Here is an 18,723-nt window from a genome sequence, read left to right as displayed (position 1 = left end):
CCGTGATCTCGGGCGGGATATAACCGCGCGGGCGAAGGCCCTCAAATGCGGGGCGGTTCTTCGCTCGGAGGCAAAAGTTCATGTCACGTGGCGGCGGCTCAGTGGACGAGAGCCTTTATCCATCGCGGGCTTGACGCAGCTAGTTTCAGCCCGCCCGTTGCCTGGCGTGAAGAAACACTCGGGGCATGGGGGGTCTTTCACCCGACCCACGCGCTTTGGCGAGAGGTGCGATCATTCACTGCGGGTGCGAGCCAGAAAGCGCTTGGAGTGGTTTTATTCATGCTGGCTGTCCAGCGTCGCTCGGAAGTGATAGAGGATCCATCGCACTGCCGACTGCCATTATGGTGCCGCCGCTCGTGGGGCTGATCCTTGAGGTGACGCTCGGGCAATCGTGGCGGGTGCGGTGGGGCACACTTACGCAGCGGCGCCCCGGATGCGCTGCAGCGGCCACTAGAAACGCATGCAATGGTGTCCGGATGCTTGACGACCGTGCGGAAAGCTTTCTTGAGGAACTCTCTCGCCTCCGCGAACTGGAGAAGTACGCCGATGCGCTGCAGATTGCTCGAAGTGCGGTGGAGTTGTATCCGGGCCACCTTGGTCTTCTTCTTGAAAAAGCGCGGCTGCTCCGCTTGAACGGTGAGCTCAATGAGGCGGCGGAGGTGTTTCGGGCTGCCGTATCCAACTCCCAGCGACCCGGGCCGCGGATTGAGCTAATCCAAACATTGCGGCGTGCCGGGCGGCTTGACGAAGCCCAGTCCGAACTCGACTCGATCGGCGCAGAGCATGCCGATCATCCCGGCGTCTTGATGGAGCGGGTGCTTACGGCGAAAGGCCGTGGAGCGCATGAAGAGGGTCTTGAGCTGGCTCGCGGCGCGGTAGAATCTCATCCGGGCCATCATGGACTCAATGTCGAACGGGCGCGGCTCCTCCGTCTGTGCGGGATATTTGACGAGGCCGCAGCGGCGTTTCGCGACACGCTTGTGAAGGGCGAGAGCCTGGGGCTGCGGATTGAGCTTATCCAAACTCTGCGGCGTGCTGGGCGGCTCGATGAAGCGCAGTCAGAGCTCGACTTGGTCGGTGCGGAGCATGCCGATCATCCTGGCGTTTTGATGGAGCGGGTTCTATTGGCAAAAGGCCGCAAGGCCTACGCCGAGGCAAGTGAAACCGCGCGAAGCGCCGTGAGGCGGCGCCCAGATGACGCGCGACTGCGCCTTGAAGCGGTTCGCGTTGCTTCGCTTGCCGGGGACCACAAGTGGGCGCTTGAAGAACTAGCGAAATTGGAGCCGCTGCTCGATGCAGAAACCGTCTTGGTAGAGCGAGGCGATATCTTGCTCCGAATGGAGCGTTTGGCCGATGTCGAGGAATTGCTCGATGAGCTGGACCGCAGGGACGTCGTAGCTTCGAAGATCGGTCTTCAGCGAGCCCGGCTTCTCGAAGAGAAGGGATGTTACGAGCTCTCGGCGGCCGTCGCGATGGACTGGATCCGACGACTTGGGGCAAGGAACTGCCCGCCCGCCCTCTCTGAAGTCGTGGTCCGAGTTCTCTTGAAGAGTTCGCGGCCGCGTGACGCGTGGAACTTTGGGGAGGACGCCATCATCGCTGGCGTCCGATCCGATCAGCTCCGCCTTATGACGGCGCGCGCCGCCTTTGCCTGCAACGATCCGGTAGTGGCGCGGTCGCATCTCACACATGTCGTGATGAGGCACTGCCCGACTCACCTGGTCTACGGAATGACCGAGGCGTTGAATGAGATCCTTTACGATCTCATGGGGCCAAAGGCGTTTTACGAAGTAGCGGCAAAGATTCAAAGCGGCGCGGTTTTCTCGCGGTCTTTCCAAGACGACTTGGATAAGATGAGTGGAGATCATGAAAGCGTCATATCGCGGTATCTTCTTAAATCAGATGATGAGAAGTTTGATTCTCGGGCGTTCATTGATTTCGTGCACGCTTGCTGGGACACAGGACAACACGATCTGATGTGTTCAGAAATCTATGCGCTGCCGGAGTCCGCTAAATTCTCGCCGAAGCAAATGAAGGCTTTAAGGAGAATTGCTCATTACATGAGGGGAGATGATAAATTCCGTCGGTTCATATCGCGCCGCCTGAAAGATCTTGTTCTAGATGATCAGGGCCGTGATGATTTTTCGTTCGTTCTCGAGTTTGAGGCAGCGACCTCTCGAGAGGAAGTTGGGGCGATAGCTCAGAGATGTATGGATTTTGTGGCAAAGCGTGAGCCCGGGCGTCAGCTGAAGTCTTTCTTGGCCCTGGAGGGGGAGAAGCTGGCCTCCACGATTGAATGCGACGCGCTTGCGGAGCGTGTTCGCCTACATCGTAATCATGCGGTCGACAGATTGCGCGACGAGAGGGCTGTGGAAGCCGTCGACAGAGAGCGTCGTCTCTGCGACCTGATAAATCGTGGCTCTGATGAGCCGAGATCTCCGCGGGTTTCCGTGATCGCTCCCATCCATCGTGCAAGTGACCTGGGAAATCTCTGTAGAAGTGTTTCGCGGCAAACTTGGCGCAACTTGGAAGTGATCGTCGTTCCGAACGGAGAGCTTTTTGGTTCAAATTTGATGAATAGTTTTGAGTGTCCCCTTCATGTGGATTTGAAGGTCGTGCACTCCGATGACAGGCAGATTGGAAAAATTTTGAACAAAGCTGCAGATCTGGCGTCTGGCGAGCTGGTTATGAGATTTGATTCTGACGATATATACTTGGACAACTATGTTGAGTCATCTGTGCGCTCGATGGAGTTTCTGAATGCAGATGTTATTGGTAGATCATCATATTTTGTCTACATTGAAGAGCTAAACATGATTTTCCGACACCGACCCCAGCCATATTTTAGGGATTGGAAGGTGTCAGGGCCGTTTGCCGCGGGTTGTTCTCTTTGCTTTAAGAGGGAGGTATTTGACGATGTTCGATTTCTTGAGACGGTTTCTCTTGGCGAGGATACTGCATTCTGCCGGAACGTCTTTATGCGTGGCTGGAAATGTTATGATGTTGATCCCTTCAATTTCGTCGTTATGCGGCGACAAGAAAAGTCGCGCCATACATGGAATGCAGGTGACGCAATCCTCATAGAGGAGGCGGATTGCCTCGGTGGGCCCGAGATGATTTCAGTTCTTTCAACACCAGGCCTTCTCTCGGAGCGATGGCGTGCCTATTACGACGAAGCGATCGACACTGCGAAGCGTCTGTGCTGACATTTGATCTGCGTGCCAGTGCCTTGCGCTTCCGCATTCTCCCGGTGCATTGCGGCCGTTGGTTTCAATTGGAAGCGACGCTGGCTTCGAGGCCGGAGCCTAATGAGATGGTAGGTGGGCTATTCTCCATCGGACGCTAGAATCGCTGTAACCTTCACATGCATTGCGGGGTCGCGAGTGAGCCTAAGTGGGGCGGAGGTCAGCAAGATTGATTCCGCGCACATGCTATGACCGAACCGAACCGACGTGGCGATCGGTTGGCGGTAGGGTCAAATCCTGGTCGCGGCCGTCGTGAGCCCGAGCACGATCGGAGGTTGGCTTGCCCTGTGATTGCCACCAATGTGTGAGAGCCTTTACGTGCTGTTAAGTTCCGACTCCTACCATGCTCGTGAACGAACAACCCATATGGATGATTCACGATGAATGACCTCTCGAGCGATCAGCGGACCTCCTGCTTTTGCGAGTTTCCCGCGATCGGATTCTTTCCCGTGGGGGCAATCCCAATCGGAGCAATGATTTGGATTGCCGTAGCGCTATGGGCATTCTGATGCGGTCCTGCCCGCAGGTCAGATTTTGGATCGTAACTCCCAACCCTGCCAAACCGAGTCGCGTGATCTACGTCGCTGCAGCCACGGGAGAGGAAGCCTGTCGGGCCGTTGGTCGTGATCACGCGAGAGCGACGCCAATGGAGATAACGCCACGCCTTACGTCATCGTTGGATGACCCTGCGGTGTCCGACACGAGGCGCGCATTCGGCTTGGCGTGACGCGAGTGGCGTCGCGCGCAACGGCCAAACCAAAACACGCTTGGAGGCGATCCGGTCACGTTTCTGGTGCAGTGCGCAACCGACGTGTTTGAATTGTAGCGTGCGTTTCTGAGGAGCCCTCTTTCTGACCCATTGATGTCGTGTCGCCGAGCAAGGGCGGCGCCTGACCTCATTTATGGACTGCACGATGCGCTTCGCCTGCTGGTGTCGCACGTGGCGACACGACCCAGATCGCCCTCTGCCGCATACGCCGGCTCACGATGGGGCGATGTGGGCCGGTTTATGGCTGTATGACCGGTCGCCAGTCTTGTTGCGGCCTTGTCGCCTGGCACGAGGGTTGAAGCGGGCTATGAAGTCTCAGATGGAGAGCCGGCGCCGCGCATATCTTGCCTCCCTTGCCGGCAATGCCCCGGTCACCGTGGCGTGTCGCGGATTTCCACTTCATGCGCGCGATCTCTGTTTTCGGGGGAAGTTCCGCTTGGCTCTCCAGGGCTGTGGGGGTATCTAGGTGCCGCGAATTCTGGTGCGTGAGGGCAGCTGCTCAAAATTGATGGAGGCATGCTAAACATATGAAAGATTTAGATTCTGTCTCCATAGAGCAGCTCGGGGGTGACGTTTTCCTCAACGTAAGCAGGACAATATTCACGGGAGATGTTCTGCGGGTTGAAGATCACCGGCAAAACCGTTTCGAGAACCCACAGACCATCAACGTCACCTGGTTGCGGCGCCTGCTTGCCCCCGCTTTTGAGAACGCACTGAGCGTGCCGTCTGTTGACGTGTCTCTCACAGAAACGTCACATCCTGTCACGCGCCTCGATATCTACCAGATGCATGGGATACCGTTTTCCACCGCTGGCTGGGCGTCGGTCTATCGAAGCCGACTGTGTGAGCGCGCCGAGCAGGCTCTGATCGACGTCTTTGATCGGGGAGTGGTCGTCAGTTTCGAGCTCCCGCCCTACCTGAAGGATATCTTCGATCGAAATTGCATCCCGTATATCGACTTCACCATCTATCCTCTCAGGTTTTTGCAGGATTGCGTTCTTGGTGCCAGAACCAATGTTGCTGCGCTGCGCCAAAGCATGGAAGAGCACGCAGTTCCGGAGGATGTGTTCCAAACCGAAGCCCGGCTTCTCAGCGCCCGGGCGTCTCGGCGGATGCAGGGGTCCGCGGCTATTCCTCCGGGCTCCGCAGTCTTTCTTGGTCAAACGGAATTTGACGCGTCATTGGTGTCCAACGGTATCCATGCAGGCCAAATTGATGTGGAGCTCGCGCTTCGAGAAATGGTCGAGGACTTTGGCACCGTATTCTACAAAAGACATCCCCATAGCAAGCCAAACTCGAAGCTGGATTCGTTTCTTGATGGAGAGCCAAGAATTAATGTTCTGGAAAGAAACATATACGACCTACTGGGTAGTGGTTTTGTTTCAGTGGCAGGGTCCCTTTCATCAAGTGTTTTGTGGGAAGCGCCGTATTTTGGTGTCACTCCAAAGAGATTTTTAAATAATGGCGATCATTTTGCTTGCATTGGGGCGGAGAGAAGCTGGCGCCAATATATTCCCCTACTTCCATACGCAATTACGGAGAGGTTTTGGAGATCAATAATCCATGGTGATTCATTTAAACCATCTCCATGGGACCCGAATTTTTTAAGTGGATCTTTGAAGCATTCTCTTAATATGACTTGGGGTCGATAATGAATTTTACAAATCCCGGTTCAACTTCCCGTTCGTGCAAGAAGTATACGGTCCTATTCGACGCGACGCGACTTTTCATGAGGCGCAAGAGCGACTTCGCAACGGGGATCGACAGGGTCGATATAAGGCATGCAGCGCATCTGAGCTCTCGCAGCGATATCGAGTTCCGATGTGGAATGAGAGTCCGCGACGAGTTCGTTGTGCTTCCGAAGCCGTTTGGGGAGTCGCTGGTCAAGAGACTTGAGGCGCAGTGGCTGGGCGGAGTTGTTGACGAAGATGACAGATTTTACAAGATGCTCGATCTCGCCTCTCGAGATCAAAAACAAATAGTCGAGCTATGTCGTTCGGTCTTCGATCATTTGGATCGAGGCGCGCCACGCATTTTCTTGAACTCATCTCATGCTAACCTGGATTGCGAGCCATACCTGCGAAGCGTCGAACGCCAAGGCGTTCAGCGCATGGCTTTCTATATTCATGACCTCATACCAATAGACTATCCGGAATACGTGAGGGAGGGGGATGAGTTAAAGCATGCCGCGCGCATTGAAAACATTGCTAAATTTGACCCAATACTGATGGTAAACTCCAATTTTACTGCCGATCGAGTGCAGAAATTTTATCATGACTCTGGCATTCGCCACCAGGTTCCGAGCGTGCTTCATATTGGCGTGGAGCCGAGGTTTGGAGCCCGGTTGGAGCATTCGGCAGCTTCATCCGATGGATACTTCTTGATGGTTGGAACCATCGAGCCGCGGAAGAACCACATATCCATGCTTCTCTTGTGGAGGGACATGGTGAGCAGCTTGGGCGCGGGTAATGTCCCGCGATTGGTAATAGTCGGGAAGCGAGGCTGGAAAAACGAAAGTGTGTTTGACCTGCTAGACAGGTCGCCGGCAATCAGAAGCGCAGTGATTGAACGCGACTCTGTCTCGGATGCGCAGCTTTCCGAACTGATAGCTGGATGCCGGGCTCTGCTTTTTCCGAGTTTCGTCGAAGGCTGGGGAATGCCGTTGGTTGAGGCGCTCTCCCAGGGGGTTCCGGCGATCGCTGCGGACATCCCGGCGTTTCATGAAGCAGGGGGAGAAGTCCCGGAGTTCATTCACCCACTTGCAGTATCAGAATGGCGTGATGCAGTTCTCGAATATGCTCATCCTGATAGTCGTCGACGATCGGAACAGCTCGCGCGATTGCCCGGATACCGGCCGCCAAGCTGGCAAGCACATTTTTCCGCGTTGGATCGAATCCTTGACGCAGCGCTGGATCAATCCGCAGCACGCGAGCAAGTGCGGCCCCTGCGCGAGTTGAATGCTCCTGATGAGGCGCAGATCTTGAGGAATACCACGGTCCTTGACAGGAAGACGGCCACCTTCGATCTGCCCGAACTTATCGGATTTTGGCGAGATGCGGTGACGCCGAAGCGGAGATGGAGGCGCTCGTCACAGAGTCCGGTGGAGAGCGGTGCGGGCGCGTGCTTCAACGCTGCGGACTGGTACAGAGATCGACAAGATTTCGCGAGAGCAGCATTTTGCTATGCGGAAGGTCTGCGTGAGCGACCAGAGCGTGGAGAATACTGGGTACAATATGGCCACATGCTGAAGGAGACGATGCGCTTCGAGGAGGCATTTTGCGCCTATCAGCGGGCAAGAGAGATCATGCCGACCGATCAGGACTTGCTGCTCCAGCTAGGCCACCTCTTTAATCGAATAGAACGTCACGATCTCGCTGTTAAATACTATGAACTTGCTCTTCATATTGACCCAAACAATGAGAGCGTGGCAGAGCATCTGCGCTTGGCGTATGAGAGAGTGGATAGTGATTTGATTTCGGCTTGATGCCATTTTGACTTTTATAGCCGATAAATTGCATCGTAGGTCGTCCGATGATGCGGGCCCCTTCAGCGTGTAAGGGATCTCGCCGTTGAGGAGTTCGTCGCGCAGGCTGGCGTTGAAACTCTCAGTACCCGTTCTTTCAAGGTGAACCGGGCTCGATGAAGGCCATCTTTGCGGCGACAGCTGAGGTTCAGTCGCGCACCCGCTCGGCGAGGGACTCCGGCCCGTCATCGGATTGAATGAAGTTGGGCGGTCCACGCATGATGAGGAGATCGGTCAGCATCTTGACCTCGTCTAAGGAAACGAGGCTTCGATCGACACGGATCATCAGCGCCTTCCGAGTGTATTCATCGATGATGTTGAGCATTCGGTAGGAACGCCCGTAATGCGCTCGGTCCTGGACGAAATCATAGGACCCGAGATGGCTTGGGAGAGCGCTAGCCTCCGCCGGACGCAGTATGATCCGTCAGCGAGCCAGAGCGTGGCCCTCCTGGGTTGCTTCTGCGGAAGAATCCTGAGCCCTTCGCGTCGCCAGATCCGAGTGACCCGCTTGTGGTTCACCTGCCAGCCCGCATCACCGAGCATTGCGGTGACCCGGCGAGACATGTAGCGGCGATACTGACGGGCCAGTTCGATCACGTCGGCAGTCAGCCGTTCTTCATCATTGCGGCATGGAGGCGGCCTTCTCTGCGTCGAGCGATGCTGGCCGAGTGTGTGGCAAGCTCGGCGTTCCGACACCGAGAGGGCCTGCCTCACGTGATCGACACACAGAGGCGGCGGCGCAAAGAGCTCAGTAGTAGCGCTTCGTTGGCTCTCGGCACCCGTTGGCGCCTCCGTCAGAGTCAACTTGTGGAGGGTGAGATCGGAGACGCCCGGCGCAGCCGCTGGTTCTCCTTCTCGAGTTCCTCGAGGCATCTCAGCTTATCAGTGCCCATCCCGCCGTACTGCTTGCGTCAGCGGTAGAAGGACACCTCACTCACGCCAACCTGACGGATCGCATCATTGTTCTTCATTCCTCGCGGCTCTACGACCTCTCCTGCCGAATCTTCGCGACGATCTCCTCAGGTCAATACCGCTTCCTCGCCATCTCCAATCCTTCTTGCTCGTGTCACAAGCACATACATCAAGGCGGACCACCCACATGAGGCTGGCTCACGCAGCTCCGCTCTCGGTCATGCGCATGCCCTCGGTTTTCGAGTAGCGCTGGGGCTTTTGCGAATCGCAAACATCAAAATATATCCTCCAGCATGAACAGATCTTCCAATCTATCTATAATTTCTAATATGTGGTCGAAACTGTGAAGCGTTAACGGGTAAGAACCACATGGGGCGGGGACTCTCACCAATGCAACTCGAGATCCTCAAAGCGCTCGAAGGCTTTCCGGCATACCGAAACTGGCATGATGAGAACCACGGACAATGCCACAACTGGCGAGACCTTGCCCGTCCCATTGATGTACTCCGCGCGATTGGCCTCGAAGCGACGCAAGCGAACCGCGCAACAGTTCTGCGCGCTCTAAAGGCTTTGGCCGCACGCGGCCTCGTTGATATGGCGACGCTAAGAGGCTCGGGACGGTACCGGCGGTTTGCAGCAAAGAAGCATACGGAATAATTGCCGTGAAACTGTCCGTGGGTTCGTCGACACATGACAGCACCGGACCGGACGCCTCCATCCGCCGTTGCGCAGACGAAGGCGTCCACACATGACAAGATCACCTGCCGCATAGCGCTACATTGCGCGCGCCGCCAGAACGTTACGAAACTGCCACGGATCGCTCTCGTCTGACTCGACACCGAAACCCTTCAGCCGGCTCTCAAGGGGGGTCCAGTCCGTGTAGTGTCCCTCGACGCGACCATGAGCGGCCCCCACCGAGTGGCCCAAATCATCTGACAACGGACATGCCTCGGACTCGAACCGGACGTTCGCTGCGTCGAGCACGGATGTTCGCTTTGGGCGGAGAGCGGTCATTAGCTGCATGCTGCACCAACGACTGCTGTGCGGGCGCACATGATCTTCGTGAATGCCGTCTCGAATTACCGATCATGGCAGGGTAGCCCCGGCTTCCGGCCAGCACCACGAGCCCTAGGCGGTCCACCAGTCCTGATCGCTGTCGTAGACGGCGGCCGCTAGGCCAACTCCACCCTCGGCCGGCGGGAGGACGCTCCAGAGATCGCCATAGGCAATGGTCTCGGCGAGGTCGAGGTCCATCGTAGTGCCGATCGGCAGGACCAGATGATCGAAGATCACCACTCGATCGATACCGCACGCCTCTATGCCGAGTTCGGCGATCGCGAAGTCGCCCATCCGCCCACCCGGACCGCGACTCGCTTCGATCGCCTCGATCGCCGCGTCACGTTCGGCCTCGTCGCCGATCACCAGCAAAAGCGTGTCATGCCCCCCGCCGCCGACAAATTGGTCTACGTCGCGACTTGCCCGTGTACCGCCGATCATCTCTTCGGAGACATTGAGGAACACGTCATCTCCGGCTCCGCCCTCGGAGACGTCGTCGCCGAGACCGTCAAACATGAAGTCGGCACCGCTCCCTCCGACCAAATGGTCATTGCCATCCTGGCCGGAGAGGACGTCCGATCCGTGACCGCCCAAAAGGTGGTCGTTTCCACTGCCGCCGGCGAGGATGTCGTTGCCCCATTCGCCGAACAGCCGGTCGTTGCCGCCGCCGCCGAAGGCGACATCGCCGCCGCCGCCCGCAAAGATACGGTCATTGCCCAAATCGGCGAATACCACATCATCGACACTCGCGCCCGTGTGGGACGGCATACCGGACCGGAAATGATCCGCCTCGTCTGTCAGAAATCGCAGGTTCCTCGCCAACGATGCCTCGCTGTAGGCGCTCAGGATGTCATGAGTGTTGGCGGAGAAATGCACGGTGTCGAAGTAGACGGACTGATCGAGCGATATGCCGTCCGGGTAGTCGCCGTTTGGCGGGGCAAAGAAGAACTGCTCTCCGGTTAACGGGTCGATCGCACCGTTCGGCGTGTCGAGATAGACCGGCTCGCTGAGGTTAAGAATCCCGAAGGAGGCTGGATCTTTGAAGATCTGCTCCACCATGGAGAACGTGTCGATCACCTGGAACTGCGTCGTGATCGACGGGTCCGACTGAAATGCCCCGATGGCTGCCTCGACGCTCGCGTTCTGCGCATCGAAGATCGCCAGTGCGAAGGGCTTGATCAGATCAGCGAAGCCCTCCGGCAAGCCGGGCGCAGCTTGCACGAGCGGGGTGAAGAAGGACGGGTTGTTGGCGAAGATCAACGTGTCGATCCCCGCGGTGGCGAGGGTATAGATCGCGCCTGCTGTGGCCTCGATCGTACCGGTGAGGATCGTGACGATCTCAATCAAGAACGGCCGGATCAACTGGGGCGTGTCTGGATCCTGGATCACGGCGGGGATGTCGAGTGTCCCGCTCGCGACCAGTTCCCCGAGAGCCTCCGCGTTCTCTCCAATGAAGTCGAGATTTGACGCTAGGAAAGAAATGAAGTCGTTGGAGCCAATGGTGATTATGGCGGCAGCGTTCTCCGGGCTGCCATCCGTCACGAAGGACACGAGCGTCCGTTCGATCTGACCGGCGAGATCCATCCGCGTTTCGAGACTTTCTGGCGGGGGCGTCCGATCCTGGAATTCCAGCACGTCGAGAATGCTGGCACCGAAGAGCGATATCTGGTCGATATGCTCTTTGACGGTGAAGTCCCGTACCGCTTCCGCGCCGGCTACCGACTCGTTCTGGACCTGATCGGCCAAGCCAAACAGCGTAACCAGTTGCTGCGCGTAAGACTCACCGTCTTCAACACCGTCGCCGTCTACATCCTGGGTGTTGGTACGGTAGCCATATCCGAACGCGGTGTAGTCTCCAGTCGGCGTGCCAAAGGTAAGGGTATTGATCCCACCTGAGTCGAAGATGCTGTCGCCGACGATATAGATCTTGGAGTATCGGGGGGCCGTTTCGCTCTTTTGAACGGGGCTCCGGAACGAGTTTCCAGACATGTGCGTCTCCTCCCTTGGCTAGCGATCAAGACTCTCGCCCGAAGAATCCGGGCTGCATCTTTCCTCGAGACTCACGGTCTGGCGGGTCGGTCGGCATCCAAAGGCGATTGGAGTTCCAAGCCCTGTGCCGGCGCTGCGCTCTGCCGCAGACCACCGGTAAGGTCCCAAATGTCGAGGGAAAAATAATCATTTTCATGCAGCGCCTTAGGACGCCTGCCCGAGCCGTTTCAAAAATCGGAAGTGCGACGTGATCATGCCGAGGAAGCTCGTCACGTTGTAAGGTAGGCCGTACCGGACCGCTTCCTCGCGGATCATCCGCGTGATCGCAGGATAATGGACATGTGCGACATTCGGGAACAGATGATGCGCTACGTGGGCGTTGGCGCCGCCTGCAATAGCATTGGCGACCGGACTTTCGGGGCTCCAGTCGAGCGAAGTGGCGAGCGCGTGATAGGCCCAGCCATGGTCGATCATGCCGTCATCGTCGACGACGGGAAAGATCGTTTCCTCGGCAAAATGAGTGCCGATCAGTAGGCCGATGAAGATCACCGACATGATGAACGAGACCGCCGGCCACGCAAGTGCGATCCACCACCAGGGATAGGGCAGTACTGCCATCGGGATGGCGAGCCAGATCGCGAAATAGCCGACCTTCGAGGCGACGAAGAGTGGATAGGCGTACCAAGGATGGCTGATATCGCGCATGTTGGCGAGGTCTCGCTTAAACAGGTAGACCGTGTCCTGGTAGAATGTCGTGTGCACGTTCACGAGCCAGAAGATCAGCGGTGCGTAGAGGTGCTGGAAGCGGTGGTGCGGCAGCCGAGGCTGGTTCGGCGACAGTCGGATCCACCAGTACTCGTCGATATCGATGTCGCAATCGTTCACGTTCGGGAACACGTGATGCGATTTCACGTGGCGAAGCCGCCAGAGATAGGCATCGGCCCCGAGAAGCGTGAAGATCAACGTCTGCAGCGTCAGGTTCAGCCAGCGTTGGCGCGTGAGGCAGTTATGCGCCGCGTCGTGACCGACATTGAGCCCGAGCAACAGGCAACCGAGGCCGAACACGACCGCCGCGGCGAAGGTCCCCACCGGGGGCAGCCCGCCGAACAGCATGACGAAATAGGCCGTCAGCGTCACTGCAGCATATGCCACCCCCTTCAGTGCGATGCGCCCGTCGTCGTAGCGGCTCTTGCCGTGCTCGCGGAGGTAGGCATTCACCCGCTGGCGCAAGTCGATGAAGAAATCGTCCGAGGCGTCCTTCTTGAACCGTGCTCTCAGATGCGTCGGTGGCCGCGGCTTCGGTGGTGACTGTGGCACAGAGGTGCTTCGGGCGTGAACGGTCATAGTGAGTCCTTTTCGGCAGGCTCGTCCGAGGCAAAGGTCCAGGGAAATCGGCCACAGTACCGCTCTGCCTCCTGGGAAGATCAAAGAGGGATGGATTTCCGCGATCGGTGCCGGGCTGACGAGAGCGGCCACGCAACCCCGATTGACCCTTCAGAGCATCGTCGGCTTGATTGAATCGGTTGACCCGGTTTCCGCTGCCGTTGCTTTGGTTGCGCGGCTGCTAACGTGTTGTATCGTAGTCAGATCGTGGGTCCTGCATGTCGCCCCCGGATAACGGATCATCCGGTCCAAGCCAGTGCTGGACAGGTGGGGCCAAACCATGCGGGCCCATCAGGTGTCGGAAGAGTTCTATCGAGACCAGTCGGCCAGCCAAGGGCCAAGATCGGCGATGATCCGATCCATGAGAGCGTCCAGCGCGGCTTGGCTCCCGTTATATTGTCCTGCCCATACCATCTCGCCCGTTGCGGTCGCCCAGACCTCGACGGTCACGCGCACCTCGTTGCCACTGCATTGCAGCGCCGTTCTGGTGCGCAGCGTGCTCACCGGGTCGCCCTGCGGATCGACGTGAGCGCCGCCAAGCAGGACGGCGACGTTCGGAAGCGAGACGAGCGCGCTCTGCTGCAATCGCTCCAGATCCCTCGCGAGCGATGGCGTGGCGCACGGAGCCGGATCCGCCACGACCGGCGCCAAGGCGATTATCTGCTTCGTCATCGGTTGCGGCTCCGCATCCGGACGGACCGCTGCGCGATATACTAGGACGGCGAGGCCGAGTGACACGGCGATACCCAGCCCGAGGAGAATGGGCCCAGATCGCGCAAGACGGACAAGGCGCAGCAGGTATCGTCGTGACGGAACGATGTTGATAGGCGCCGAGACGAGCGCGACCGGGATGCTGGGCAGGCCATCGTCCCGAGAAGCCGGGACATCGCTCAGGATCTTGCGATGAAGATCCTGCGTCTCCGCGGACGGCGCGACATCGAGGTCGCGCTTCAGAACGGCGACGCATCGATCGAACTGTTGCAACGCGCCGGCACGATCGCCGCGCCTAAGGTGGTACTGGATCAGCGCGCGATGGGCCTCCTCATCGGTCGGTGCGATCTCGAGAAGCCGTCGTGCAACGGAAGCGGCGCGATCGGTCCGAGCGTCCGCCACGCATTCGGCGAGCAACCAATGCCCTGCCTCGAGAACCAACCCTCGACAACGGTCTGTGACGAGTACGAAATAGTCGGCGATCTCTGCCGATGGCATTCGGAGGTCGGGCAGCATCGCGCCGCCGAACAGCGCGAGGGCTCGCTCAGCCTCCTGCACGGTGCGCTCCGCCGCAAGGCGTCCCATCAGACAGGCGTCCACTTGCGTCGGATCGAGACGGAGGCACACAGTGTCTTGGTCCGCCGTGATCAGGTCGTCGCCGACGGGTCGCAAGCCTTTGCGCAGCGTGGTCAGGGCCATGCGCAGATTCCGCCTGGCAGCCGCCTGGTCGCTCTCGGGCCAGACCAGTCCGGCAATCCGGTCGCGCGAGACCGCGATTCCCGGTGACAGAGCGAGAATTGCGAAGACGATCCGGGGGATCCTTCCCTTCCAGTCCAGATCGCTATGGCCTTCAATCAGGATGTCGGCGCCGGTCAACAAGCGGACGCGGATGGTGTCATCTCTGCCGCTGACGTTCTCGCCCTGCATGTCTTGAAGCTAGCCCACTCGAAGACCTGACAAAAGGCGCGGCACGACCCGCACGCCCCGGCGTCCTCCTAGAGTCCAGCGCCAGAGAGGTACTCAAATTCCTTGCTCTGCAGCTCCGGATCCTTGAGCCGCGGGTGCAGCAACCATGCCGATGCGCTAAACTCAGGATCGATCCTCCGGATCACCCTCGCGACCCTTTGCGCGGCCCTCTTGTTTCCGTTCGCCGAGTAGGAGGCGGTCAGTTCGGCCAGGTGCACCAGCGTGGGTTCGCTTGCCCCCAGATCCTGCTCCAGTAATTCGATCGCCTCATCGAAGCGGCCCGCAAGCCGTAGCACACGGCCTTTCGTCCAGCGATACCAGCCTGGGCTCATCGGGCTCAGCTCCATTGCGCGATTGATCAATTCGAGCGCGCGCGCCGTCTCGCCGACATAGGTCAGCGTATGGGCGAGCACCGCCGTGGCGTCGGCCGATCCGGGCAGCATCTCGACCGCGAACTCGCCGGCATCCACCGCGTCTTCGTAACGTTCCTCGAGAAGCAGGATTGCTCCCTCTAGGCTCTTAGTCAGGCCGTCATCAGGGCGCTTTCTGAGGACAATTCCCAGCTGGTTCTTCGCCTCGAGGATCTCCGCGGCCGGATCCCTGCTCCACCCCAGGCGCACCCGCAGGAAGGAGACCCAGGCTAATCCGCGGCGGGCACTAATGTACTCCGGGTCGTATTGAAGCGCCCTCACATACGAGGCTCGTGCAATCTCGACATCTTCCTTGCGCACCCGAATGAGATGACGCACGCCGTTAGCGGCGGCCAGCCAGGCATGGAGGTTCTCGGTGTCGTCGAGGTACTGGATCCGGTTCCACTCGGCGGTATTCAACTCGATGTCGAGACCCTTAAGGATCTCGAGCGTGATCTCGTCCTGGAGGCTGAAGGCCTGGGCGATCGGCCTGTCGAACTGCTCGCGCCAGATGACGGTCCGGGTCTGAGCATCGAGGCACTGTGCAAAGACGCGGACCACGCCTTCCTTGACCTCGACAGTCCCCGAAATTAGGTACTGCACGCCAAGGTCCTTCGCGACTGCGAGGCGCTCTTCCGTGCCAAGGTCGCGGGCTTGCGCCACATGCGTGACGACGAAGAGCTCGCGCGCCGTGATCGCATAAAGCGCGTAGTTGACGCCGAGCGTCACCCCTCCGGCAAGGCTCTGCTCCTCAGTCGTCGCATTGCTGGTGGTGAACGGAAGAACAGCGATACGGCGCACCACCTTGCGCTCGCCGAGGATGCTGTCATCGAAGACGTGCCGCACATCCATCGACATGTGATAGGCTCCGATCGATGCCAGAACGACCAGGATGATGGCGCCTGCACCGATGCCGAGGCGGCGGAGCGGTCTGGCGCGGCGACCCGAGAATTTTCGCGTCAGAAGGCCCCAGTTTCCCGTCTGCTCAGAGGCCGTCTCAGCGATTGAGATGGTCTCGAGGATGGTGCGCAGATTGGCGGCCTGGGAGGTCTGACCCGACCGTCGAGCGGATTCGTAAGCCGCTGTGGCGATGCGCTGCGTTGCTATGTCGAGGCGTTCGCGTTGCAGTTCCAGCCAGTCATCGAAGGGCTGGGCCCGGGTCGCCAGGGCACGCAAGAACGGGCCGCGGCAAAGGCCGATGATCTCGGCGGCCGACGCTCGGCGCCCAGAATCGATCCGGAGGATTTCCAGTGCGTCGATACGGACGACATCATGATCCAAGGCGACCCACTGATCCGAAAGCTTGATGATTTTCTCGAAGCTGTCCCCCAAGCTCTTTCGCAGCGAGAGCAGGCACTGCCGCAGATTGTGCTTCGATCGCGAGGGATCTGGCCCGGGCCAAAGCATCCCTGCGAGCTCAGCGCGCGACACCCGTTCCGCGGTCAGCGCAAGGTAAGCCAGCAGCGCAAGCGCCTTCGTTCCAAGACCGTCGACGGCGACGCCATCAGGCGTAACGATCGACAGGTCTCCCATCAGGCGCCAGATCGGTGAAGGCGCGGATCGCTTGCGCATCGAGCTTCTCCGACAGGCTCATGGCCGTGATTCTATTCCGCAGCGCAATGCTTGTGAAGCTCCTGGAAACGATCAGTTCGGGCCCGTGACGCGCTTTTGACTCCGAAATGACGCCAATTCGACGCCTGACTGACGACTCATGACGCTTGCTTTTGACGCCCGTCAAACTGCCGGTTGGGCATGATCGCGAAATTGGGTCACACCGAAGGGCGACCAGAATGCTCAGAGAGATCGAAGCACTTGAGACCATCCTTGGCTGTTGCCGCGAGGGCGTGCCGCTGCCGATCGATCTGCAGGAATGGTTGGGTGCGGCGCTCGGCCGTTTCCTCGATCATGATTGCGGAAACCTTGATGAAGCCTTCGGCGTCGCTCAGGACCACGGCGGTGTCCCGTGGTGGATGGAGCGCGCGATGTGGCTGCGTGATGCCGAATTGCGAAGCTTGTCGGCGATGTTGCCGCCAACGATGTCGACCTACCATCGTGCCAAGCGGATCTGGTCGATGTCGGAGCGCTACGCATCTACCGCCTGGCCGCGCGATAGGCTTCTGCCAGCGATGCCTCGATATTACGCCGGGACGCCGAAGCAGCACTTGTGGACCGCGTTCCGGTCGGGCGCGAAGATGCCGGTCTCCGAGCGGCGACTCCGAACGCTGCTCGCCTAATAGGGATGGCCGCCAGATCGCCACGCTGAGCCAGCCGCGTGGTGTCGACACAGGCCGCCAATCAAGGCTCGTGCTTCAGAACCGAACCATCCGGTTCTCTACCAAGCCGATCATTCTTAGAATCAGCAACGAATGGCTATTCACCGCCCAAAGTTGCCCTTTCGCTCCCTGCCCATGGCTGTTTTTAGCAATCTCTGCAGAGGACGCCCGCTTCGAGCACAAGGTCGTCGTGTCCAGTCGCGACAGCTCGATTTGCGCGTTTAGGGAATGGGCTCGCAGGAGAGCCGGGAGTCGGCGGTCCCGGGCCTCATTTCGTTAACAGCTCTTCGACCTCGGCCGCGTTCGCGGCGCCTTTCAGATTAGTGAAATCGCCTCGCTCAAGCATCGCGCGGGCGCTGTCGATGATTACCTGCTGTGTGACCCGGGCCAGTCCCCCGCCGATCGATATGCGGGCGGCCCCGAGCGCCCCCATCTGGTCCGTCGTGAGATCACGCATTGCACCGGCGGCAAGGAGGTTGACCGGTGTGCCAGTGGCAGCCAGTGCGCGGCTGGTATCGGCATCGACCAGAGGCGCGTAGATCACGTCGGCGCCCGCTTGGGCGAAGGCCCGGCAGCGGCGCAAGGCTTCGGCCTGATCATAGTTCTTGAAGATCCAGCCGTCGGCGCGGGCGGTCAGCACGATCCCTGCGGTGCGCGCCGCGGCAACCGCCGACTCGATCCTAACCAGAGCCAGATCGAACGGATAGGAGGCCGTCGTCGGGACGGCGGTGTCCTCGATCGAGACCCCGGCGAGCCCCGCCTCCGCCGCCAGTCGCACCGTCTCGCCGACAGTCTCGGGGTCTTCACCAAACCCGTTCTCGAAATCGCCATTGACCGGCACATCGACTGCCGCGCAGATGGCGGCGGCGTGCTGCAGGGCCGTGTCGCGTGGCACCTGCCCGCCATCGGTCAGGCCCAGCGTGAATCCATGCCCGGCCGAGGTCGTCGCCAGCGCTTGCGCGCCCAGCCCCGCCATGACCTTCGCTGATCCAACGTCCCAAGGGTTCAACATCACCACCGGTCGGCCCGGGACGTGAAGGGCACGGAAACGCTCCGTCAGCTCGTTGCGTCGCATGGCGTGGCCCCGCTTTGGCTCGCCGACAGTGTCGCACTGCCAATGAACCGGGCAAGCGAAACCTGCGGTCAGCGACAAGTGCGGAAGTGGCTGATGGAGGCCGGGCGAGCCATTTGTGTATGGCCGCATCGACCATTGAGCGGGCCTCAGTGCTGAGCGCCACGAAGGTTCGTTCCCCCTCCGGGCGTACAGTCTTCGACGAGCTTTGATGTAGGGCGGCCGCCTCTTCAACTGTCGGAGTGCGGTCAGACCGCTAGTCGCCCTAAAGACTCGCGTTCGTGTGACCGCCGAGAAGCGTTTATTGACGTCAAAGCATCGACGATATACCACCGCTTGCACGTCGCGGGTGTGATGTAATGGTAGCCTGTCAGCCTTCCAAGCTGAACGCGTGGGTTCGATTCCCACCACCCG

12 protein-coding genes are annotated in these 18,723 nt (G+C 59.2%); 5 read left to right on the top strand and 7 right to left on the bottom strand.

Annotated features, from left to right (window positions below; all coding sequences use genetic code 11):
* The first annotated feature begins 476 nt into the window (after window positions 1–476).
* The 3 genes from H0I76_RS07395 to H0I76_RS07385 all read left to right on the top strand — a co-directional run bounded on the left by H0I76_RS07395 (window position 477) and on the right by H0I76_RS07385 (window position 7,498).
* Window positions 477–3,206 carry a glycosyltransferase gene (locus H0I76_RS07395; RefSeq protein WP_200608855.1) on the top strand — a complete coding sequence of 910 codons (2,730 nt, stop codon included), beginning with the start codon at window positions 477–479 and terminating at the stop codon, window positions 3,204–3,206.
* Between the two features lie 1,335 nt (window positions 3,207–4,541).
* A complete protein-coding gene (locus tag H0I76_RS07390; RefSeq protein ID WP_200608853.1) occupies window positions 4,542–5,666 on the top strand; it encodes a hypothetical protein in 1,125 nt (374 codons plus the stop codon).
* Window positions 5,667–5,743: 77 nt separating this feature from the next.
* Window positions 5,744–7,498, top strand: coding sequence for a glycosyltransferase (locus H0I76_RS07385; protein WP_200608851.1), 1,755 nt, complete (start codon window positions 5,744–5,746; stop codon window positions 7,496–7,498).
* Window positions 7,499–7,685: 187 nt separating this feature from the next.
* On the opposite strand, the gene H0I76_RS07380 is transcribed toward H0I76_RS07385, so the two are convergent.
* Together H0I76_RS07380 and H0I76_RS19770 are read right to left on the bottom strand one after the other, a co-directional pair.
* Window positions 7,686–7,862, bottom strand: a complete 177-nt coding sequence (locus tag H0I76_RS07380; RefSeq protein WP_200608970.1) for a hypothetical protein — start codon at window positions 7,860–7,862, stop codon at window positions 7,686–7,688.
* A complete protein-coding gene (locus H0I76_RS19770) occupies window positions 7,823–8,410 on the bottom strand; it encodes an IS3 family transposase (RefSeq protein ID WP_407704255.1) in 588 nt (195 codons plus the stop codon). Before H0I76_RS19770 ends, H0I76_RS07380 begins: the two co-directional genes overlap by 40 nt.
* 429 nt (window positions 8,411–8,839) lie before the next feature.
* On the opposite strand from H0I76_RS19770, the gene H0I76_RS07370 reads away from it, so the two are divergent.
* Complete coding sequence (locus H0I76_RS07370; RefSeq protein ID WP_200608848.1) at window positions 8,840–9,106, top strand: hypothetical protein; 267 nt, start codon at window positions 8,840–8,842, stop codon at window positions 9,104–9,106.
* Window positions 9,107–9,577: 471 nt separating this feature from the next.
* Here the strand turns inward: H0I76_RS07370 and H0I76_RS07365 are convergent, their stop codons facing one another.
* From H0I76_RS07365 to H0I76_RS07350, 4 genes are all read right to left on the bottom strand, one after another.
* Entirely contained in the window at window positions 9,578–11,494 is a 1,917-nt protein-coding gene (locus H0I76_RS07365) for an SGNH/GDSL hydrolase family protein (RefSeq protein ID WP_200608846.1), read from the bottom strand.
* Window positions 11,495–11,698: 204 nt separating this feature from the next.
* Complete coding sequence (locus tag H0I76_RS07360) at window positions 11,699–12,811, bottom strand: fatty acid desaturase family protein (RefSeq protein ID WP_200608844.1); 1,113 nt, start codon at window positions 12,809–12,811, stop codon at window positions 11,699–11,701.
* 375 nt (window positions 12,812–13,186) lie between these two features.
* Window positions 13,187–14,515 carry a BTAD domain-containing putative transcriptional regulator gene (locus H0I76_RS07355; RefSeq protein ID WP_200608842.1) on the bottom strand — a complete coding sequence of 443 codons (1,329 nt, stop codon included), beginning with the start codon at window positions 14,513–14,515 and terminating at the stop codon, window positions 13,187–13,189.
* 68 nt (window positions 14,516–14,583) lie between these two features.
* Window positions 14,584–16,536 carry a hypothetical protein gene (locus H0I76_RS07350; protein WP_200608840.1) on the bottom strand — a complete coding sequence of 651 codons (1,953 nt, stop codon included), beginning with the start codon at window positions 16,534–16,536 and terminating at the stop codon, window positions 14,584–14,586.
* 218 nt (window positions 16,537–16,754) lie between these two features.
* Between H0I76_RS07350 and H0I76_RS07345 the strand changes: the two genes are divergently transcribed.
* A complete protein-coding gene (locus H0I76_RS07345) occupies window positions 16,755–17,198 on the top strand; it encodes a hypothetical protein (RefSeq protein ID WP_200608838.1) in 444 nt (147 codons plus the stop codon).
* Between the two features lie 307 nt (window positions 17,199–17,505).
* Here the strand turns inward: H0I76_RS07345 and H0I76_RS07340 are convergent, their stop codons facing one another.
* On the bottom strand, window positions 17,506–18,312 hold the full coding sequence (locus tag H0I76_RS07340) for an isocitrate lyase/PEP mutase family protein (protein WP_200608837.1): 807 nt from the start codon (window positions 18,310–18,312) through the stop codon (window positions 17,506–17,508).
* Between the last annotated feature and the right edge of the window lie 411 nt (window positions 18,313–18,723).

The organism is Thermohalobaculum xanthum (genome assembly GCF_016623495.1).
GTDB lineage: Bacteria > Pseudomonadota > Alphaproteobacteria > Rhodobacterales > Rhodobacteraceae > Thermohalobaculum > Thermohalobaculum xanthum.
This window is presented reverse-complemented; position numbering and strand designations above follow the sequence as displayed.